This is a genomic window from Neobacillus niacini NBRC 15566 (assembly GCF_001591505.1).
Lineage (GTDB): Bacteria > Bacillota > Bacilli > Bacillales > Cytobacillaceae > Neobacillus > Neobacillus niacini.
Map to the genome: position 1 here is coordinate 14,962 of NZ_BCVA01000044.1, position 18,501 is coordinate 33,462.

Sequence of the window (18,501 nt, forward strand, 5' to 3'; positions counted from 1 at the left end):
CATTCTCCCTCCACTATTCGAGTTACTCCCATTTTCGACACTGCGGAGGGGATTTATACATATTTATATGATTAACCGGATAAAATAGTTGATTACGCTCGTTTCTTCATCTTTGTAACAGGGATACTCGCCCATTTAGGTGTATTGTGCTTAATCTTTGCAACCGCAATGGTCATATCATCACCAATCAAGTTATCCCGTGAACGAATCACCTCTTCCAATATTAAATCAGATATTTCCTGAGGATCCTCCGTTTGTAATTCTTGGATTTTTCGTTTCATCCATAAATCATAATTTTCCACATGCTTAGGACCCTCAAAGATTCCATCACTCATCATAATGAGTAAATCTCCTGCTTTTAATTGCTCACTCACCACATCTACTTCAAATTCTTCTAAAATTCCTATCGGCAAATTACTGGCTTGAATTTTGATTACTTTATTTCCCCTTTTTATAAAACTTGGGGTTGAACCTATCTTTAAGAATTTCGCTGAAGCGTTTTGAAGGTCAATCATAGCTAGATCTAATGTTGCAAAAATCTCATCTGTCGTTCGAAGCGATAGAATGGAATTGACTGACTTTATGGCGACTTTTTCATCGATACCTGATTGTAGTATTTTTTGTAAAAGCTGTAGTGTCTCTTTGCTCTCATAATGGGCCCTTTCTCCGTTCCCCATTCCATCACTGATGGCAATGGCGAATTTCCCCAATCCTAGTTCCATGGTTGAATAGCTGTCACCCGAAACAAAACCGCCATCCATTGCAGCATGGGCCATTCCTGTTTCAACGGTATAGGCTTTTGAAGATTGGAACACTACATGGCAGAAACCGTTAGGATAGGCAGCACATTCCTCAGAGGTTACGATAATTTGTTCTCCGAGGATATCGGATAGCATGGGTGCAATTAACTTTTCGCACTCACCGTGTCCATTACAAAATGGAACGGACATTTCAATATCTACATTTCCTGACTCAAGACTATAAATCTCTACATGCTCAACCTGAACACCAAATGCTTGAATAGACTCCAAAATTTGATCTTCCTGCTTATGATGATTCTCTCTTTCACGCTGAATCTCTTTTGCAAAGTTATCCATTACCTCTGAAACACCAAGAAGCTGATCGGCTACAAGTTTCCTGCTTTCCTGTACCTGTTTCTTTAATTTTTGGTTAGCTTGATAAAAGGTCAACTCCTGGCCCACCGCCTCATACACTCTTTTTGAGCGGGTACAGTGCTTATCCCATTCACGGGATAATTTAGGCGAAACTACTCCATCATTTTGATCCATCTCATGAATAATTTCTTCAAGATATCCATAGGTGGTATGAAAATTCTTCGCCCAACACTGCTCCTTTTTAAAGCAAGTATTACAGGTTTTTTCTGTTACATGGCTCATAAAATAATCCATTTCACGTTCTTCTTCTCTATCATCAGGCTTTGTTTCCAATTGCGAAAAACTATTTGAAAGTGCATGAAAAACACTAGAGAATTGGGCTACTCTTTGTGCCGTTACATCTCGCATTTTTCTCATGTATTTTTGTTGTTCCGTTGTATATTCTGGTGTACCAGGAATATACTTGGCTAATTTTGAAGTAAATAGCTGCGGTGTTAATAGGAAAAGGACAATTGCTGCGGCAGACTCCAATAGTGTAGTAGTTAAAGAGCCGGCACCACCCTCCTGACCATACATTCCAATTAACAATGTTGCAATAAACAACCCGATTGCAACGCCTATTTTCTTCCCTTCTTTTAATAAACCGCCTAGTACACCCGAAAACGCAAGCAGGCTCATATGATAAAAGCTAGAAACACTTGCAAGGCTAAAAATTAACCCGGTTACGACACCTACTGTCGATCCTACTGTGGCTCCCGCAATAAATGAAAATACTAAAACAAGATAGCGAGACATAATATGTTCAAGCGATAAATCGTAAATTTTCCAGCCAATCGTTCCGGTCATGATGGAAGCAAGCATGATAATTAGGCAAACAATTTCCTCTGTTTTTAACAATTGTCTGCGCTTGTTCAGGATTAATAAAGGGATGCTCTGTAAGAAGATCAGCGTCAGAATAAACGAAAGACTTGCCTGAACACCAACCATCATTGCGTCATAAAGTGTCAGCTGCCTAGCAATAATAAAGGCCTCGGCTAATTTCCCTAACCCTAGAATGATAGCAACAAAAAATGGAATCATTCTCATTTCATTTTTAATCCATCTCTCACTAATCCGATATATGACTAGAAAAAGGATAGATACTAAAAAGGTAAATGCTGCATTTTTTAAAGAAACGGTTGCTGCGCCCGCAACCAAACCTACTAATGCCAGTGGAGACCGATCTCTTTTTATTAAGAAGACTGCAGCGAAAAAAGGCAGACTAAAGGGAGCAAGCGTGGATAATATTAAAGCTCTCCCTAATAAGAAACCCACTATAAGTAGTAAGTAACCCTTAATAAGGAAGAAGGATTCAACTTTTATCTGGAATTTTTTCATAACGCTGTCCCAAGACCATTTAGAGGATCGAAAGTTAACCTCTCCGACCGGTTCTAGTAAACTCCGTTCTAGCTTTTCCATAAGTCACACTCCTCTACTAATTCTTGTTAAAGACTATTATAAAATTAATAGTTTTAAAATTTTGTCAAATTAGTGAACGTATGCAAAGTTTCGTTCGACGGTTTCCACTATAATTATTCAAATAATGTTGACAAATCGAAAGGATGTCGGAATACGGAATGATTAGTAAATTTTAAAAAACTAATTGACACAAATTGTTTTCATCTGTATTATATTCTTTGTGTCACAAATACTTGGCGGTGTAGCTCAGCTGGCTAGAGCGTACGGTTCATACCCGTAAGGTCGGGGGTTCGATCCCCTCCGCCGCTATACGAAAAGCGAAAGTGTTTTGTTGAACTCTTCCGCTAAATCAATTAAAAAAGCGTCGACTATCTCGACGCTTTTTTTTATTAGAAAACAAAACAAAAAGACAAGTCGCTGACCTGTCTTAATTAGCAGAATATGTTTTTATAAATAAGCAACAAGTTAACCCCTTCTAGCTCCTCTTCCGCCACGCTTAGATTCTGTGTGACGTTTTAAAGAAGTTAAACGATCCTCACTATCTTTTAAAAACTTCGCCATTTTGGACTCAAATGTCTCTGCTTTAGGAGCATTCCGATCATTTTGTCTGCCCTGACGTGGACGTTGTGAATGTGAGTTCGAATGTGAATGGGATTTTTGTGGCGCTTCTGGTCTATCTTTTGCCTTTTTTATGGATAGCCCAATTTTCCCGTCTTTCTCTACATTGATGACTTTAACCTCTACTTGGTCACCAACTTTAAGATGGTCATTGATATCTTTCACATAATTGTCAGCAACTTCACTGATGTGTACGAGTCCAGTTGAGCCACCAGGCAGCTCCACAAAAGCTCCGAAATTTGTAATCCCTGTTACCTTTCCTTGTAACTTGCTGCCTACTTCGATTGACATAAAAAGAATTTTCCTCCTTAAAAAATTAAAAAATCATCTTACTTTATATTATACAGAATGGGAAAAATAAGTGTCAATAAGACTAGTTATTGGTTCTTTTTGCCTTCATTTTCTTCCGGAATATTGAAGATAATTTCACCATTTTCTGAGAAGAAGTATTCCTTTCTAGCAAGCTTAGCAAGGTAATCATCATCATTTAACTTAATGATATCTTCTTTTAAGATTTCCTGTTGTTTTTTTAATTGCGTCAACTCTTGTTCTAGTTGTCTCTTTTGTGCTACTTTTTTATCTAAAGCCGAGGATTGGGAAATAAAGCTAGTAATCATTAAATATGACAAGACAGCAGCAAATACTAAAAACAAGGAAAGTCTTCTATATAATAATTTCCTTTTCCTAGCTGAAGCAATTTCTGCTACTTCTTGCTGGTGGACATAAGTTGATTGGATTTTGGCTATATTCTTTTCTTGTACTGAACTCACTTCCCATCCCTCCTTACTCTTTTGGTCTTTTCCACTTTTTACTCCACTTTACTAAATAGTTCTTGATTTCCATAAAAATTCCTGCCGTTTTATTATATAACTTCTCGACGTATTTTTTAATACTTTTCGGCAAAAGTTTCCAAAGTATTAGGATAATCTTCGCAATCGGCACCCATAGTACCTTAAGAATAAATAATAAAACCCTTAAAATAAATTTGACAAGGGAAAAGATCCCCCTGCCAACAAGTATCACAATAGAAATAAGCAGTTGAATGATGCCTACGACAGGTTTATAGATAAGCAGTTGGAATGTCCTTCTGATAAACTGGTAAAGAGCTATTACACTCTTTATCATCATTTCAAGTAACTTTAGGTATATTCCCTTAAATAAACTTTGATATGCAGCAAATCCACAAAGAAGAGCAACAAAAATATAAAAACGCAATTCCCCATTGTTAACTAGGAAAAGAATATAAAAGATAATTAGTGCCTGTATGACCCAAAACAACAAGTCATTAATAAAAACAATCCACGACTTTCGGTTAGGCCGATCTAAGAAACGCTGATAGGTATCAAACATAACACCAAAAAGCGAACCCATCCCAATCATTGAAAGCATGGTAAGGAATTGAGTAGAGAGTGTCATCGGAATAACTTACTAAAGAACCCTTTAGCTTTCTCCCCATGCTGTTCATCTAAGTAAACTAAGTCAAATATCTTTCCCTTAATGGAGACAATACCCTTCTCTACATCGAGGTTTTTCATTTGCAGGTTTTGCCCCTTAATCGCTAAAAACCCCATAGAAGTTTCTAATAAAAACTCTTCATTATCAAAGCTTTCTACTTGTTTAACACCTGTTATATCGAGAAGTTTTCGTCCTCTCATGATGACATCATGCTCTGGAACAGTGCTTTTGGCAGGGTTTGTTTCATAATATTGGCTCATCATTCATCCCTCACAATCATTTGTACAACCATTTATTACAATTTTATGTAAGGGACAAATGAATTAGAACAAGCCTTTTTTAAGCGTCGGTTAGAGCTGTGATTCGCCAATTCTTTCATCTTTAATAATCGTGTACATTTCAGCTGCGGCTTCCTTGCGAGTGGTATCTTGAATTTGGTCAATTCTTGCCGTAACTAGTCTTTGCCCAAGGCGGATTGTGAGTTCGTCACCGACTTTTACTGTTGAACTTGCTTTTCCTTCTTTACCGTTTATAAGAATTCTCCCTTGGTCAGATACCTCTTTTGCAAGAGTTCTTCTTTTTATTAGTCTTGATACCTTTAAATACTTATCCAATCTCATTTATGATCCCCCGTTCTATAGTCCTTTTGATTTTGCTTCATCCCAAAAACGATCAAGTTCCTCAAGGGAATGTTCCTCAATCGACTTTCCGCTTTTCTTTACACTATCTTCTATAAATTGAAATCTTCGAATAAACTTTTGATTGGTTTCAAATAATGCCTCTTCTGGATGTATATCTAAAAACCTTGCGACATTGACAAAAGCAAATAGGATATCCCCAAATTCCCTTTTAGCATGAATAAGATTTTTTTTGTGTATTTCATTCTCAAATTCCTCAAGTTCTTCTTTTACCTTCTCCAAAGCCGGTGTTATTTCCTGCCAATCAAAGCCAACCTTTGCCGCTTTCTTCTGGATTTCGTAAGCTCTCATTATATTCGGCATGGATTTCGATATCCCCTCAAGGAGGGAGGATTCATTTTCTCCCTTTTCCTGCTTCTTTATTTCCTGCCAGTTTCGAAGTACTTCCTTAGAATCCTCTGCTTGAACATCTCCAAAAACATGTGGATGCCTGCGAATCATTTTCTCTGACAGTACCTCTATGACATCTTCTATTGCAAAATAGCCATCATCTTCACCAATTTGGGCATGAAGCATAACCTGCAGCAAGACATCGCCAAGTTCTTCGATTACATGATCAATATCACCGCTATCAATGGCTTCAATTACTTCAAAGGTTTCTTCAATTAAATACTTTTTTAGTGACTCGTGTGTTTGCTCCTTATCCCATGGACACCCATTCGGGCCCCTTAATACTGCAATAATCTCCCGCAGCTTGGAAAAATTTTTTAGCATAATTTGTTCATCTTCTACAGGAGGTACATAAACAGAAGTAAGATTATCAAGGGTCACTTTACGGTCTAACTCATACAAAGGAACACGCTCAATGTGTTCATTCCTGCTTCCCGCCGCACGAACAATAACAACCTCATAATCATCAGGAAGTCTCTCCATTAGGGTTAGTTTCGTATTTGAAGCGACAAACTGATCATAAACCTGACTTATAAAAATGTGCTGATCCAGTTGCAGTTGACTGGATTTAAGCAAGGTTCCATCTAAAAGCTGAAAACCATCTATAGGATCAATTTTTAGTGATTGAAAAATGGCATCGATAAAGCTTTGACCTCCGCCAATGATGATGTCTACATCCTCTTTTGGACCATCCTCCAGAAGCAATAGGACAGTTTTTTCTGCGACAAGAGGATGACCTGGTACTGCATAAATCACTTGCTCTGTTTTTGCCTTTTCCAGTAGGTTCTGGACAATCTCTTGATATACCTCTTCAAACTGGTCATGCTTTTCATAAATGGAATCAAATGATGTAAAGCCTAGTCCTTCTTTAACTAGTTCTGGAATAACAGGATGTTCCTTTGTTCTTAAATAAACATGATTTGCCTTCATTAACTTTTTGTATACGCCAAAGGGGATTTGTTCAAGATCTCCTGCTCCTAAACCGAGAATTTCAATTGTTTTGCCCATGTATTTCTAACTCCTATTCTTCTTAGGTAATAAAAGGCTTAATTTGCTGCCGAAAGGAAATAATGATAATTCTTTTTCCAAAAAGACGCCTCCTCTAATGATTAAAAACAAGAAAAGGAATCCTCCTGAAAAGGCACCTCCTAGCGCCTGGATAGCTGCAATTATCCTCTCTGTTCCAACCGGTATCGTAATCATATTGGTTAAGGCTAGAAAGCCTTTTAAAAGCAGCACCATCATGAAAGCTGCTGTTAAAAGGGTTCGAAGGAAGTGAAACGATAGCAGCGTAATCGGCTGCATTTTTTTAAATTTTACGTAAAGAAGACAGAATGCAACTACTAACGTTATAATCGTTGCATAAGCGGCCCCCATTGTCCCAAACGCGGGGACGAATAAATGATTTAAAACGTATTTTAACGGAAGAGTAACTAGAACTGTAACTGCAGGAAATAGCAACGATCCTAGACCTTGCATAATGGCAATAATCGTCGTAATGATGGAACTAAGGAGAATAACAAAACTAAGTATTCCTAATACCGATGAACCTGAGTTATTTTCAAATAACATAATGTTGGCTGGTTCAATAATTGCCCAAAGACCCACTGAAGCCCCGATACCAATCACGACAGCAATTCGAATAGCCAGCTGAATCTTATCCTGTAAGAAAGTAATGTCCTTTTTTATCCTTGCACTAGTTATTAACGGTACAAGTGATAAGGACATAGATGCTGCTACAATTGTCCCTAATTGAATTAATGGCTGCCCACGGTCAAATATTCCCTTTAAACCCTTGGCTGTTTCCTTCCCATATCCATTCTCTGTAAGCAAAGAGTAAAGGTTTAATGCGTCTGCCATTTGTATCATAATCATCAACATTCCACTGATACAGATGGTAAGACCTTGATAGCTCAGCGTTTTTAAAATAATGCCAACCTCTCGATAATAGCCCAACAGCATACCTTTTCGAGGAGCAATTACTTCCCATTCTTTACGAATCCAAAGGAATGTAAACAAAATGATCGCTGATACCATACTTCCGGTAATAGACCCAAACATCGCACCGCCGCCAATCAGATACAACGAGTACCCCAACTTTGTTAGAACATATGCCGAAAAGAGAATGGTGAAAACTCTTATTAATTGTTCACCTACCTGTGATAGTGCTGTTGGCACCATGTCTCCCTTCCCTTGGTAATAGCCTCGCAAAATAGAGGTAATTGGAAATAACAAAAAGACAATGGAGACAACCTTTAGTAAAATGGCTAATTTCTCATCGTTCATCCAGCTGGCGATATGATTGGCACCAAAATATAGTATGAGAAAGCATATAAGTCCAAATAGCTGTAAAATGATAAAGGAAACAAATAAAAGCCGTCTTATTTTCTCATGGTCACCCTTTTCCTTTTGCTCAGCATATAACTTCGAAATCACCACCGGAAAACCTGTTGTCGCTAACACCATAGCTAGACCATAAAACGGGTATACCTGCTGATATATATAAAAGCCAACATCATGAACAATATTTTGAAATGGAATCCGATATACAGCACTTAAAATTTTTGTTACTAATGCTGCAATGGCTAAAATAAAAGCCCCCCTAAAAAGCGCCTTTGATTGGTTTACATGCTTCATCTTTTATCTCCTAACTAACCTAAACTCGACTGTATTATAGCATAATATAAAGCAAAAGCGCCTTGTCAGGGGCTAGAATTGGAATTCGATACAAATAAAAAAGACAGCGAAGGCTGCCTCTTTTATTTGTGAGTATAATATTAGTTCTAGGACTCCATTTGTCTTGCTAAAAATCCTGCAGCGGTTTCAACAGCCTTTTTCTCTACTTCACCAAGTGTTCCTTCTTTTGAATAGATAATAACTGCTCCAATTGGATCACCGTTTGCAATGATTGGCCCAATTGTATAAGATGAAATGGCTTCATCATTGCCATCGGCTAACGCAATATCACCTTGCTGCGTTACAAGAACCGAATTACGGTCTTCCATTGTTTTTTCAACTAAATCACTTATATTTTTATTTAAATAATCTTTTTTAGAACTACCTGCTAATGCAATGTAACTGTCCCTATCACAAATTAATACCGGGTTCCCGAGGCTGTCAAACAGGGCTTCTGCATACTCTTTGGCAAAATCGCTTAACTCGCTGATTGGTGAATACTTCTTTAAGATAACTTCTCCGTCTCGATCCACAAAGATTTCTAACGGATCCCCCTCACGGATACGCAGCGTTCTGCGTATTTCTTTGGGAATGACAACACGACCCAAATCATCGATTCGACGAACTATTCCAGTTGCTTTCATCCAATGTTGCCTCACTTTCATCTGATGATTTTACTAACTTGGTTATGATATTCCTTCCTGTAGATGGAATCATCACCAACTTTGAACTTAGTATCTTTCATCTGGAAAGTTATATACACATTCGTAATATTTTTTCACAAATAGGAAAATTATCCTACCAATGGATGATTTCATCCTGGCAATTTACATAGTTAAACAGGGTTTTCCTGACCCTTTTTTGCAGCTTGAATCCCTTTTATCATCTCAAATGTTATATTTAGCCAATATGCTGTGTCGGTCCCTTTAATCTGAAGGGTCATTTTAAGTTTCTGGCCTTCCATTCCAAGTCCAATCATTCTTGGATATTTACTGCTGATTGCAAATACCTTTTGTCCATCGATGGTGCTGCTTGCTCGGTCATTGACCAGAATGGTTACTTCGTGTTTGGTCTGTTTTATGCTTTCAACACCCGCTAGAAGCGCATAAACCTTCATTTCGGCTACCTGGAATAGATAGTCGACTTCTTCAGGGTATTCACCAAAACGATCAAGCATTTCAGCTTGAAGTTCTTCAATGTCTTCTAGCGTTTGTACACCTCTAAAACGCTTATACATTTCAATTTTTTGATGACCATCTTTAATGTAAGTATCAGGGATGTAAGCATCGATTTCTAAATCAATTTCAACTGTCGCTTTTTGCTCAGCTTTCAAATCACCTTTTCTTTCCTCAATCGCTTCTTTAAGCATTTGAGAGTACAGATCAAATCCTACTGAATCAATAAATCCGTGCTGCTGTGCACCTAGTAAATTCCCCGCACCTCTAATGGATAAGTCACGCATCGCAATTTTAAAACCAGATCCAAGCTCTGTAAATTCCTTAATCGCCTGTAAACGTTTTTCCGCTACTTCTGTTAATACCTTATCTTTTCGGTGGGTGAAATAAGCATACGCAACACGATTAGATCTTCCGACACGGCCTCTCAGCTGATAAAGCTGTGAAAGTCCCATTCGATCGGCGTCATAGACAATCAACGTGTTTACATTTGGGATATCTACCCCTGTTTCAATGATAGTCGTGCTGACAAGTACATCAAACTCACCAGACAAAAAGCTGAGCATGACCGATTCCAATTCATTTTCTGACATTTGTCCATGTGCGAAGGTAACTCGGGCATCCGGAACCAGCATTGATATTTCTTCAGCCTTACGTTCAATATCTTCTACTCTGTTATATAAAAAGTAAACTTGTCCGTCTCGTGCAAGTTCCCTCTCGATAGCTTCTCTGACAAGCGCTCCATTGTATTCCATCACATAAGTTTGTACAGGAAAACGGTTCTCTGGGGGTGTTTCGATAACAGATAAATCACGCACCCCGAGCATCGACATATGCAGCGTTCTTGGTATCGGTGTTGCCGTTAATGTCAAAACATCGATATTTGTTTTTAACCTTTTTATCTTTTCTTTGTGCGTTACGCCAAATCTTTGCTCTTCATCAATGATTAATAAGCCTAAATCTCTGTACACGATATCCTTAGAGAGGATGCGATGGGTTCCAATTACAACATCGACTGTACCTGCTTTTAATCCCTTTATCGTTTCTGTTTGTTGCTTTTTAGACCGGAAACGGCTTAGCAGACCAATATTGATCGGGTAATCTTGGAATCTTTCCCTCATCGTTTCAAAATGCTGCTGCGCTAAAATTGTTGTTGGTACAAGTAGTGCTACTTGTTTACCATCAGCAATGGCCTTGAAAGCAGCTCGAATTGCAACCTCTGTTTTTCCATAGCCCACATCACCACAAAGCAAACGATCCATTGGTCTAGGTCTTTCCATGTCCTTTTTAATCTCATGAATCGACCGGAGCTGGTCCTCTGTTTCCTGGTATGCAAAAGCCGTTTCAAATTCTCTCTGCATGTCTCCATCCGGAGAAAAGGCATAACCTACAGCTGCTTCCCGTTCTGCATAAAGCTTAATTAAATCATCGGCAATGTCTTGAACGGAGGATTGAACTTTCTTTTTAACCTTTTTCCAATCACTTCCGCCAAGTTTATATATTTTGGGCTCTTTTCCTTCTGAAGCTACATATTTCTGAACAAGATCAATTTGTTCAACTGGAACATAAAGCTTATCTGATCCATGATAACGGATATGTAGATAATCTTTATGGACACCGTTTATGATTAAGGTTTCAATCCCCAGATACTTTCCTATACCATGATTAACATGGACAACATAATCTCCGACTTTAAGTTCAGAATAACTCTTAATCCTTTCTGCATTGGAGAGCTTTTGCCTGCTGGCAGACTTTTTGACACGTTTAGTGAACAGCTCTTCCTCTGTGATCACAGCTAATTTCTGAATCGATAGCTCGAATCCAGTTTGCAGGTTGCCTTTCATTATCTGCACTTTTCCAGGCAAGAGCTGTTGGCCGCTCTTGGCAATGGAGGCGTCTATTTCATAATCCTCTAAAACTCGTTCTAATTTTTTTACTCTTTCATCATCGGGCCCTAAAAAGAGAATCGTATAATTTCCTTTTTTCCATCTGTCGACTTCTGCCTTCAGCAAGTGCATTTGTCCATGGAAATTCTGCATTTGCTTACACGAAACATTAATAATATTTTGCGGGCTCGTATTTGCAACATGGCGAAGAAACAAACTCATATAAAGAATCGGAAACTCTTTTTTATGAAGCAGCCCGTATAAATCATGGGAAATAGCCAAATCATGAATAATTTGACCTTCACCAAGAAGGGCAGTATACCATTCTGCTTCTTCCTTTATTAAGGATTCATTCATTTCTTGGACACGGCTTATTTCATCAATAAACACCATCCCATTAGAAGGAAGATAGTCTAGTAAACTAGTACCGCCATCGTATGCTAGTGAAAGATATTTAAATACATGTTCTGGTTTATGATTATTTTTTAATTGTTCGAGCTCAAAACTAATATTCTGCGAGAGCTGAATTTTTGCTTTATCGTCCTTTAATTTTCGTAAGCTCTTTGCTAATCCATCTTCCAGATTACCAATTAACCGGCTATAATTCTCAGCCTCAAAAAGAACCTCTGTAGCAGGTCCAATTAAAACCTCAGCCGTTTTTTCGATGGAACGCTGGTCTTCTAAGGAAAAATAGCGAATGGAATCAATCTCGGTGTCAAATAACTCAATTCTTATCGGATTGCTCACTGTTAGTGGATAAATATCAATAATCCCGCCCCTAATACTAAACTCACCAGGGGTCGAAACCATATCTACCCGTGCATAACCCATCTTAACAAATGTGGTTAGTACCTCTGTTACATCGAGATCATCACCGACTTTATAGGTCAACTGGTACTTCTTCCAGATGTTTTTTGGAGGAATGACTTTTCTTAGTCCAGCAATAGGAACAATAATAATACCTTTGTTTTTCTTACTAAAATGGTTTAAGGCTTCAATCCTTTGTGCCTTTAACTCTGGGCTAGCAATACTCATTTCAGCTGCTATTAATTCATTTGCTGGAAAAAGAAAAACTTCATCCTCACTTAATAGATTTACAATATCATCATAGAGTTTTTGTGCTTGCAAGAGATTATGGGTAATAAATAGAATGGGTCTCTTCATCTGCTCGTAAATAGCGGCAGTTAAGACTGTTCTTGATGAACCCGATAATCCAGCAATGAGTTGTTCCTTCAAGCCCACTTGGACTCCAGATATGATAGAGTGAATATCTTCTTGCTCAATAAATACTGATTTTAAACCTTTCAAAAGCTAGTTCCTCCTCCCTTTGAATCTTTGTTTAGTAGTTAACGTTAGCATTAGCATTTTAAAAAATAGAAAAATGCTTTGGAGTGCTTCCAAAGCTGTTAATGAATGAGGAAATCATATTGGTGATAATCTGGATTTCTTTCTAATGCCTCCTGACAATCCTCACATATGGCTGTAATGTTTATATTACCAGACAAGTCATAAGCAACCATCTCTTGTCTTTCCTGCTCTGTTAATTTATGAAGACCGAGAGCTTCGCTGTGTATGGATGACTGTTCAATGGAGCCTAGGTTCGTGCCACAATGACGGCAATGGTAATGAATGGCCACTCAGGTAACCTCCCTATTCTACTACTATTAATAATAGTATTTACGGGGAAAAGAGAAGTTATTCATTCGATTCTTTCATTAAAAAAAGAATTGTTTTATTTTATGTAAGTAAAGGTTATCCCATGAACAATTACTGATTAAATTCATTCATTACCTGTAAAAAAGGCTTTTCTAACCAAACCTTACAGGCCTCAGCACTCTTCTTTACAGCTTCCTTAGTTAATATAAACTCTTCTTCGTTGAAACGCCCCAACACATAATCAGGGACATTCATACCATTTCTAGGTCGATCAATCCCAATTCGTATTCTGTTAAACTCTTGGGTCCCAAGATGTGCCACTGTTGATTTAATTCCGTTATGCCCGCCAGCACTTCCTTTTTGACGAAGCCTGATTTTTCCTGCCGGCAAGTCAAGATCATCGTAAATGACCACAAAATCTTCTAATTCAATCTGGTAATAGTCCATAATGGCTCTAATGGATTCTCCAGAGAGATTCATATACGTCAGCGGCTTGAGTAAAACTACTTTCTCACCTTTATGAAAACCAATTCCAAATAATCCTTTGAACTTTGATTGATTTAAAGGAATATCTAATTGATTTGCCAGTTCATCAATGACTTCAAAACCAATATTGTGTCTCGTGTTTTCAAACTGTTTCCCAGGGTTTCCTAAACCAACAATTAATTTCATTCTTACCCTCTCTTTCGGCCCAGTCCACCTGTTTAATAATTTTCGGAGCATTATTATCTCTCCCATTTAATAATACGTCTTTTTATTGATAAATGCGACAAAAGACGTAACCCTTTTCAGGTTACGTCTGAATACTATTGTCCAGCAGCCCCTAGGCTCTGCTGCTTTTCTATTCTCCTACTGGATCCGTTTCTCTGCCTTCTTCGTTATCAGGGTGACCGCCTTCTTGCTGCTCACCTGCGTTGATTTCCTCTTCTTGACGAGGAGGGAGAATGCTGGCAACTACTTCATCTTCTTCATGATTAATCGTAAAAGATCCTTGATAAAGGATATCGGAGACCTTTAATGTTTCACCCACCTGCAGGTTCGTTACATCCACTTCAATTTGCTGTGGAATTTCCGTTGGTGTAGAGGTAATCGATAATTCATGAACAGACTGCTGGAGAACACCGCCATCCTTTACTCCTGCTGCCTCTCCAGTTAGAACGAGTCTTACCGTTACGTTAATCTTAGAGGATTTATCAACGGCTAGAAAATCGAGATGAATGATTTCCCTTTTAATAAAATCCTCTTGATAGTCAGTTAACACGACATCATGTTTACTTCCGTCTAAATCAAGTGAAATGACTCCATTTCTGCCCACATCTCGAATTGTTTTGGTTAAATCCGCAGAGCTGACAAAAACAGGCTTACTTTCAAGCTTCCGACCATATATTACAGCAGGAATATTCCCTGTTTCTCGAATTCTTCTTAACTCCGATCTGCGCAGTTCCTTACGTTCCTTTGCTTGTAAAAGCGTACTCATGAGTTTAGTCACCTTCCTAGTTTTGTTCTGAACTGTCTCTATAAAAATTCCCCAAAACAGGAAGGTCTAAACATTTAATTTATTTGTTGTGTTAATTTGTCCTGTTGATTAATCAAATAACGTACTTACTGATTGTTCTTCATGAACACGGATAATCGCTTCGCCCATTAAAGGTGCTACGGATAGTTGAATAATTTTATCTGTCTTTTTCTCTTCTGGCATAGCGATAGAATTTGTAATAACTAATTCTTTGATTTTTGAATTTTGAATTCTATCCATCGCCGGCCCAGATAAAACAGGGTGTGTACAGCAAGCATATACTTCTTTTGCACCGTTCTCTACCAGCGCATTTGCTGCAAGCGTGATTGTCCCTGCTGTATCAATAATATCATCAATTAAGATCGCAATTTTCCCCTCAATGTTACCAACAATATTCATTACCTCTGCAACATTTGGCCGTGGACGACGTTTGTCAATAATCGCAATCGGTGCTTTTAATCGTTCAGCTAATTTCCGGGCTCTCGTTACTCCGCCGTGGTCAGGAGAAACGATAACGATGTCGCCGTTGAATTCTCTTTTTAAGAAGTATTCCGCTAAGATCGGTACGCCCATTAAGTGATCGGTTGGAATTTCAAAGAAGCCTTGAATCTGTGGTGCGTGTAAGTCTAAACAGATCACACGCGTTGCCCCTGCAGTTTCAAGAAGGTTTGCCACTAATTTAGCGGTAATCGGCTCACGTGCACGTGCTTTACGGTCCTGACGCGCATAGCCATAGTATGGCATAACAATATTGATCGTCTTAGCAGATGCTCTTTTCAAGGCGTCTATCATAATTAACAATTCCATGAGGTGTTCATTAACAGGTGAGCTAGTCGATTGAATGACATATACATCACAGCCACGGATACTCTCTTCGATATTAATTTGAATTTCTCCATCACTAAATCTTGTGACAGAGCTTTTTCCTAATTCAACACCAATAACCTTGGCAATCTCTCTCGCTAAAGGCAGGTTTGAATTTAGACTGAATACCTTTAAGTTTGGATCTAAGTATTGATTCGACATAATGCCCTCCATATTAATGCTTATTTTTTCTTATTAAGCTTATCGACATAGTTTTCTTTATTTACCTGCTGTGCACGTGCAATGGATAATGCATTACCAGGAACATCTTTAGTAATGGTTGAACCTGCAGCCACATACGCACCTTTTCCAACAGTAACTGGCGCAACTAGATTTGAATTACAGCCTATAAAGACTCCATCCTCAATCCTTGTTAGAAATTTATTTTTCCCATCATAATTAACGGTTATTGATCCACAACCAATATTTACATCACTGCCAACCTCTGCGTCACCAATATAGCTAAGATGTGAAGCTTTACTTCCTTTACCAAAAACCGCCTTTTTGATCTCAACAAAGTTCCCAATTTTCACTTCATCGTGAATGTTGGAATCCGGTCTAATATGGGCAAATGGACCGATATTAACAAGAGATCCAATTGAACTATTATAAGCAGCGGATTGACGGATTACCGTTTCATCTCCTACTTCGCATGTATCAATTTCTGAATTCGGTCCGATTTGACAATCTGAACCAATCACCGTTCTGCCTTTTAAGATTGTACCTGGAAGAACAATTGTATCCTGGCCAATAACAACATCCGATTCGATGTATGTATTCTCGGGGTCAATAATCGTAACACCATTACGCATATGATTTTCATTTATACGGCTGCGCATAATTCTTTCTGCTTCAGCCAAAGCAACTCTATCATTAACACCTAATGTTTCTTCAAGATCAGTCGTTTGGAACGCAGTAACTACTTCTCCCTGATTTTTTAGGATTTCAACTACGTCTGGAAGATAAAATTCACCTTGAACATTATCGTTTGAAACCTTCTTCAATGCTTCAAACAATGCAGCATTATCAAAACAATAGGTACCAGTATTAATTTCATTTATTTCCCGCTCTGTCTCTGTTGCATCTTTATGTTCAACAATTTTTTCAACAAAACCATTTTCATTTCGAATAATTCGCCCATATCCTGTTGGGTCATCAATTTTTGCTGTAAGAATTGTTGCTTTTGCAGATAACTCCTCATGATGTTTAAATAAAGACTCCATCGTTTCTGCTTTGATGAGAGGTGTGTCACCACAAACTACAATGGTAACTCCTTCCTTCCCCTCTAAGTTCAGTTGCGCCTGCATAACAGCGTGCGCAGTTCCAAGCTGCTGATCTTGCAGGGCATAATGGCTTTCTTCCCCTAATTGAGATTTTACCATTTCCGCTCCATGACCAATTACGGTAACCAATTCTTTAATATTAAGTTTCTTCACTTGATCAACAACATGTTGAACCATCGGCTTTCCACATACAGGGTGTAATACTTTATATAGCTTTGACTTCATCCGGGTTCCTTGTCCTGCGGCCAAAATCACAGCATAACGATTATGCATGTTCAAGTCCTCCAATTTTACCTTTTTTCATGGTTTATGAGAAAAGAGCCTGTAAACTTCTTTCTAAAGTTCAAAATATCTTATTCCGTATTAAATCGGCTTTAAGATTAAAATAACATCTTTAATAAAACAGCCTTATCCATTAAAAATATTAACGTAATTAGCCAGCCATTTCAAGGAATGTAAGAAAAGTGTCCGAATTTGTTATTTTGAAAAAATTAGCGGAAGGAAGAATAAAAGGGGAAAAACGGGGAATTAAAAAAAGAGCACTACTTGTTGTAGTAGGCTCTAGTTGAATACTACTTTCTAGGAAGCTCCGGCTTCTTCAAATTCTACTTCTAGTTCTCCTAAGCGATGGTACTCAGCCAAGACAGCTTCTTGAATTTTTCCACGCGTTCCAGAGTTGATTGGATGCGCAATATCACGAAATTCTCCATCTGGAGTGCGTTTACTTGGCATAGCCACAAATAAACCATTGTTTCCATCGATAACGCGGATGTCATGAACAACGAATTCATTGTCTAATGTAATTGATGCAATCGCTCTCATTCGGCCATCCGTGTTAACGCGGCGTAATCTTACGTCTGTTACTTCCATGTGCTCACACCCTTTTCTTATGTTAAAAAGCTAGTGTTATTAATTCAACATGGTTTCTAGTAAATCCTTCTTAATCTAGTAAATATTTTAAAAATATTTTAGAAAAAATAATGAACATTTCCAAAAGTCAGATTTTTTAAGATTAATATATTGGTTATAGCATAAAATAAAGTCCTGTTATTAATTATTGTTGATTTTCGTGTAGTAATGAAAACTCATAGGCGGAGAATTTCCGGCTAATGTATATAAAGGCAGCTTAAGAAGCGGATATAAGTGGAGATATTCCGATTAACTGCTCTAAATAAGACAAAATCCAAGGATTTGGTTAATATAAACGGAAAGACTCCCTTTATTTTTAAAGAAATATGAGTTTTTCCCAATTTAGATGGACTTTTTCCGTTTATTTTTCAAACACAGTGAAATCAACATTCTGTTATAACAGAGTTAAAATAAAAAACGCTCGATTATTTCACGAGCGCAATCACTTCGATTTCTACCAATGCATCTTTAGGTAATCTTGCTACCTCTACACAAGAACGCGCTGGTTTATTCGTTGAGAAATATTCTCCATACACTTCATTAATGGCTGCAAAGTCATCCATACTTTTAATAAACACAGTAGCCTTTATCACTGTCTCAAACGAAGCTCCTGCGGCTGTAAGTACGGCATCTAAATTTTTAAAAACTTGATGAGTTTGTTCTTTAATACCGCCCTCGGTCATGACTCCCTCTGCTGTCAATGGAATTTGACCAGAACTATAAAAAAGATTATTTACAATGATTCCTTGAGAATAGGGACCAATAGCGGCAGGTGCTTGGTTGGTTTGAACTACTTTCATAC

Annotated in this window: 17 protein-coding genes and 1 tRNA gene; 1 reads left to right on the top strand and 17 read right to left on the bottom strand. The window is 38.0% G+C overall.

The genetic code is table 11. The annotated features are described in order from the left end of the window. Positions 1-92: 92 nt before the first annotated feature. Positions 93-2,573 (bottom strand): stage II sporulation protein E, encoded by a 2,481-nt coding sequence (gene spoIIE, locus BANA01_RS23260; protein WP_063254875.1) that lies wholly within the window; start codon positions 2,571-2,573, stop codon positions 93-95. 235 nt (positions 2,574-2,808) lie between these two features. Here spoIIE and BANA01_RS23265 point away from each other — a divergent pair. Then, positions 2,809-2,882, top strand: a tRNA-Met gene (locus tag BANA01_RS23265). A gap of 156 nt (positions 2,883-3,038) precedes the next feature. Here BANA01_RS23265 and BANA01_RS23270 read toward each other — a convergent pair. The 16 genes from BANA01_RS23270 to BANA01_RS23345 form a co-directional block, all read right to left on the bottom strand. Beyond that, positions 3,039-3,482 (bottom strand): S1 domain-containing RNA-binding protein, encoded by a 444-nt coding sequence (locus BANA01_RS23270; protein WP_063254876.1) that lies wholly within the window; start codon positions 3,480-3,482, stop codon positions 3,039-3,041. Between the two features lie 86 nt (positions 3,483-3,568). Next, the gene (locus BANA01_RS23275) at positions 3,569-3,961 is read right to left on the bottom strand and encodes an FtsB family cell division protein (protein WP_063254877.1); all 393 of its coding nucleotides are present in this window, start codon (positions 3,959-3,961) and stop codon (positions 3,569-3,571) included. Between the two features lie 13 nt (positions 3,962-3,974). After that, a complete protein-coding gene (gene yabQ, locus BANA01_RS23280; protein ID WP_063254878.1) occupies positions 3,975-4,607 on the bottom strand; it encodes a spore cortex biosynthesis protein YabQ in 633 nt (210 codons plus the stop codon). Further along, complete coding sequence (gene yabP / locus BANA01_RS23285; RefSeq protein WP_063254879.1) at positions 4,604-4,906, bottom strand: sporulation protein YabP; 303 nt, start codon at positions 4,904-4,906, stop codon at positions 4,604-4,606. The genes yabQ and yabP overlap by 4 nt, the downstream gene beginning before the upstream one ends. 90 nt (positions 4,907-4,996) lie before the next feature. Beyond that, entirely contained in the window at positions 4,997-5,266 is a 270-nt protein-coding gene (locus tag BANA01_RS23290) for an RNA-binding S4 domain-containing protein (RefSeq protein WP_063254880.1), read from the bottom strand. Between the two features lie 15 nt (positions 5,267-5,281). Continuing rightward, the gene (yabN, locus tag BANA01_RS23295) at positions 5,282-6,742 is read right to left on the bottom strand and encodes a bifunctional methyltransferase/pyrophosphohydrolase YabN (RefSeq protein ID WP_063254881.1); all 1,461 of its coding nucleotides are present in this window, start codon (positions 6,740-6,742) and stop codon (positions 5,282-5,284) included. Between the two features lie 6 nt (positions 6,743-6,748). Then, the gene (locus BANA01_RS23300) at positions 6,749-8,371 is read right to left on the bottom strand and encodes a putative polysaccharide biosynthesis protein (protein ID WP_063254882.1); all 1,623 of its coding nucleotides are present in this window, start codon (positions 8,369-8,371) and stop codon (positions 6,749-6,751) included. Positions 8,372-8,517: 146 nt separating this feature from the next. After that, on the bottom strand, positions 8,518-9,054 hold the full coding sequence (spoVT, locus tag BANA01_RS23305; RefSeq protein WP_063254883.1) for a stage V sporulation protein T: 537 nt from the start codon (positions 9,052-9,054) through the stop codon (positions 8,518-8,520). 191 nt (positions 9,055-9,245) lie between these two features. Next, on the bottom strand, positions 9,246-12,779 hold the full coding sequence (mfd, locus tag BANA01_RS23310; protein WP_063254884.1) for a transcription-repair coupling factor: 3,534 nt from the start codon (positions 12,777-12,779) through the stop codon (positions 9,246-9,248). Between the two features lie 98 nt (positions 12,780-12,877). After that, positions 12,878-13,108, bottom strand: a complete 231-nt coding sequence (locus BANA01_RS23315) for an anti-sigma-F factor Fin (RefSeq protein ID WP_063254885.1) — start codon at positions 13,106-13,108, stop codon at positions 12,878-12,880. A gap of 130 nt (positions 13,109-13,238) precedes the next feature. Beyond that, positions 13,239-13,799 carry an aminoacyl-tRNA hydrolase gene (gene pth, locus BANA01_RS23320; RefSeq protein WP_063254906.1) on the bottom strand — a complete coding sequence of 187 codons (561 nt, stop codon included), beginning with the start codon at positions 13,797-13,799 and terminating at the stop codon, positions 13,239-13,241. 169 nt (positions 13,800-13,968) lie between these two features. Next, positions 13,969-14,604, bottom strand: coding sequence for a 50S ribosomal protein L25/general stress protein Ctc (locus tag BANA01_RS23325; RefSeq protein ID WP_063254886.1), 636 nt, complete (start codon positions 14,602-14,604; stop codon positions 13,969-13,971). 108 nt (positions 14,605-14,712) lie between these two features. Further along, a complete protein-coding gene (locus BANA01_RS23330; RefSeq protein ID WP_063254887.1) occupies positions 14,713-15,669 on the bottom strand; it encodes a ribose-phosphate diphosphokinase in 957 nt (318 codons plus the stop codon). Between the two features lie 20 nt (positions 15,670-15,689). Beyond that, positions 15,690-17,063, bottom strand: a complete 1,374-nt coding sequence (glmU, locus tag BANA01_RS23335; RefSeq protein ID WP_063254888.1) for a bifunctional UDP-N-acetylglucosamine diphosphorylase/glucosamine-1-phosphate N-acetyltransferase GlmU — start codon at positions 17,061-17,063, stop codon at positions 15,690-15,692. Positions 17,064-17,369: 306 nt separating this feature from the next. Continuing rightward, the gene (spoVG, locus tag BANA01_RS23340) at positions 17,370-17,660 is read right to left on the bottom strand and encodes a septation regulator SpoVG (RefSeq protein WP_003347151.1); all 291 of its coding nucleotides are present in this window, start codon (positions 17,658-17,660) and stop codon (positions 17,370-17,372) included. 464 nt (positions 17,661-18,124) lie between these two features. Beyond that, on the bottom strand, positions 18,125-18,499 hold the full coding sequence (locus BANA01_RS23345) for a RidA family protein (protein ID WP_063254889.1): 375 nt from the start codon (positions 18,497-18,499) through the stop codon (positions 18,125-18,127). Positions 18,500-18,501 lie beyond the last annotated feature (2 nt).

Coding starts and splice junctions, on each gene's coding strand:
- spoIIE (WP_063254875.1), bottom strand. CDS start 2,573: ATGGAAAAGCTAGAACGGAGTTTACTAGAACCGGTCGGAGAGGTTAAC.
- BANA01_RS23270 (WP_063254876.1), bottom strand. CDS start 3,482: ATGTCAATCGAAGTAGGCAGCAAGTTACAAGGAAAGGTAACAGGGATT.
- yabQ (WP_063254878.1), bottom strand. CDS start 4,607: ATGACACTCTCTACTCAATTCCTTACCATGCTTTCAATGATTGGGATG.
- yabP (WP_063254879.1), bottom strand. CDS start 4,906: ATGAGCCAATATTATGAAACAAACCCTGCCAAAAGCACTGTTCCAGAG.
- BANA01_RS23290 (WP_063254880.1), bottom strand. CDS start 5,266: ATGAGATTGGATAAGTATTTAAAGGTATCAAGACTAATAAAAAGAAGA.
- yabN (WP_063254881.1), bottom strand. CDS start 6,742: ATGGGCAAAACAATTGAAATTCTCGGTTTAGGAGCAGGAGATCTTGAA.
- BANA01_RS23300 (WP_063254882.1), bottom strand. CDS start 8,371: ATGAAGCATGTAAACCAATCAAAGGCGCTTTTTAGGGGGGCTTTTATT.
- spoVT (WP_063254883.1), bottom strand. CDS start 9,054: ATGAAAGCAACTGGAATAGTTCGTCGAATCGATGATTTGGGTCGTGTT.
- pth (WP_063254906.1), bottom strand. CDS start 13,799: ATGAAATTAATTGTTGGTTTAGGAAACCCTGGGAAACAGTTTGAAAAC.
- BANA01_RS23325 (WP_063254886.1), bottom strand. CDS start 14,604: ATGAGTACGCTTTTACAAGCAAAGGAACGTAAGGAACTGCGCAGATCG.
- BANA01_RS23330 (WP_063254887.1), bottom strand. CDS start 15,669: ATGTCGAATCAATACTTAGATCCAAACTTAAAGGTATTCAGTCTAAAT.
- glmU (WP_063254888.1), bottom strand. CDS start 17,063: ATGCATAATCGTTATGCTGTGATTTTGGCCGCAGGACAAGGAACCCGG.
- spoVG (WP_003347151.1), bottom strand. CDS start 17,660: ATGGAAGTAACAGACGTAAGATTACGCCGCGTTAACACGGATGGCCGA.
- BANA01_RS23345 (WP_063254889.1), bottom strand. CDS start 18,499: ATGAAAGTAGTTCAAACCAACCAAGCACCTGCCGCTATTGGTCCCTAT.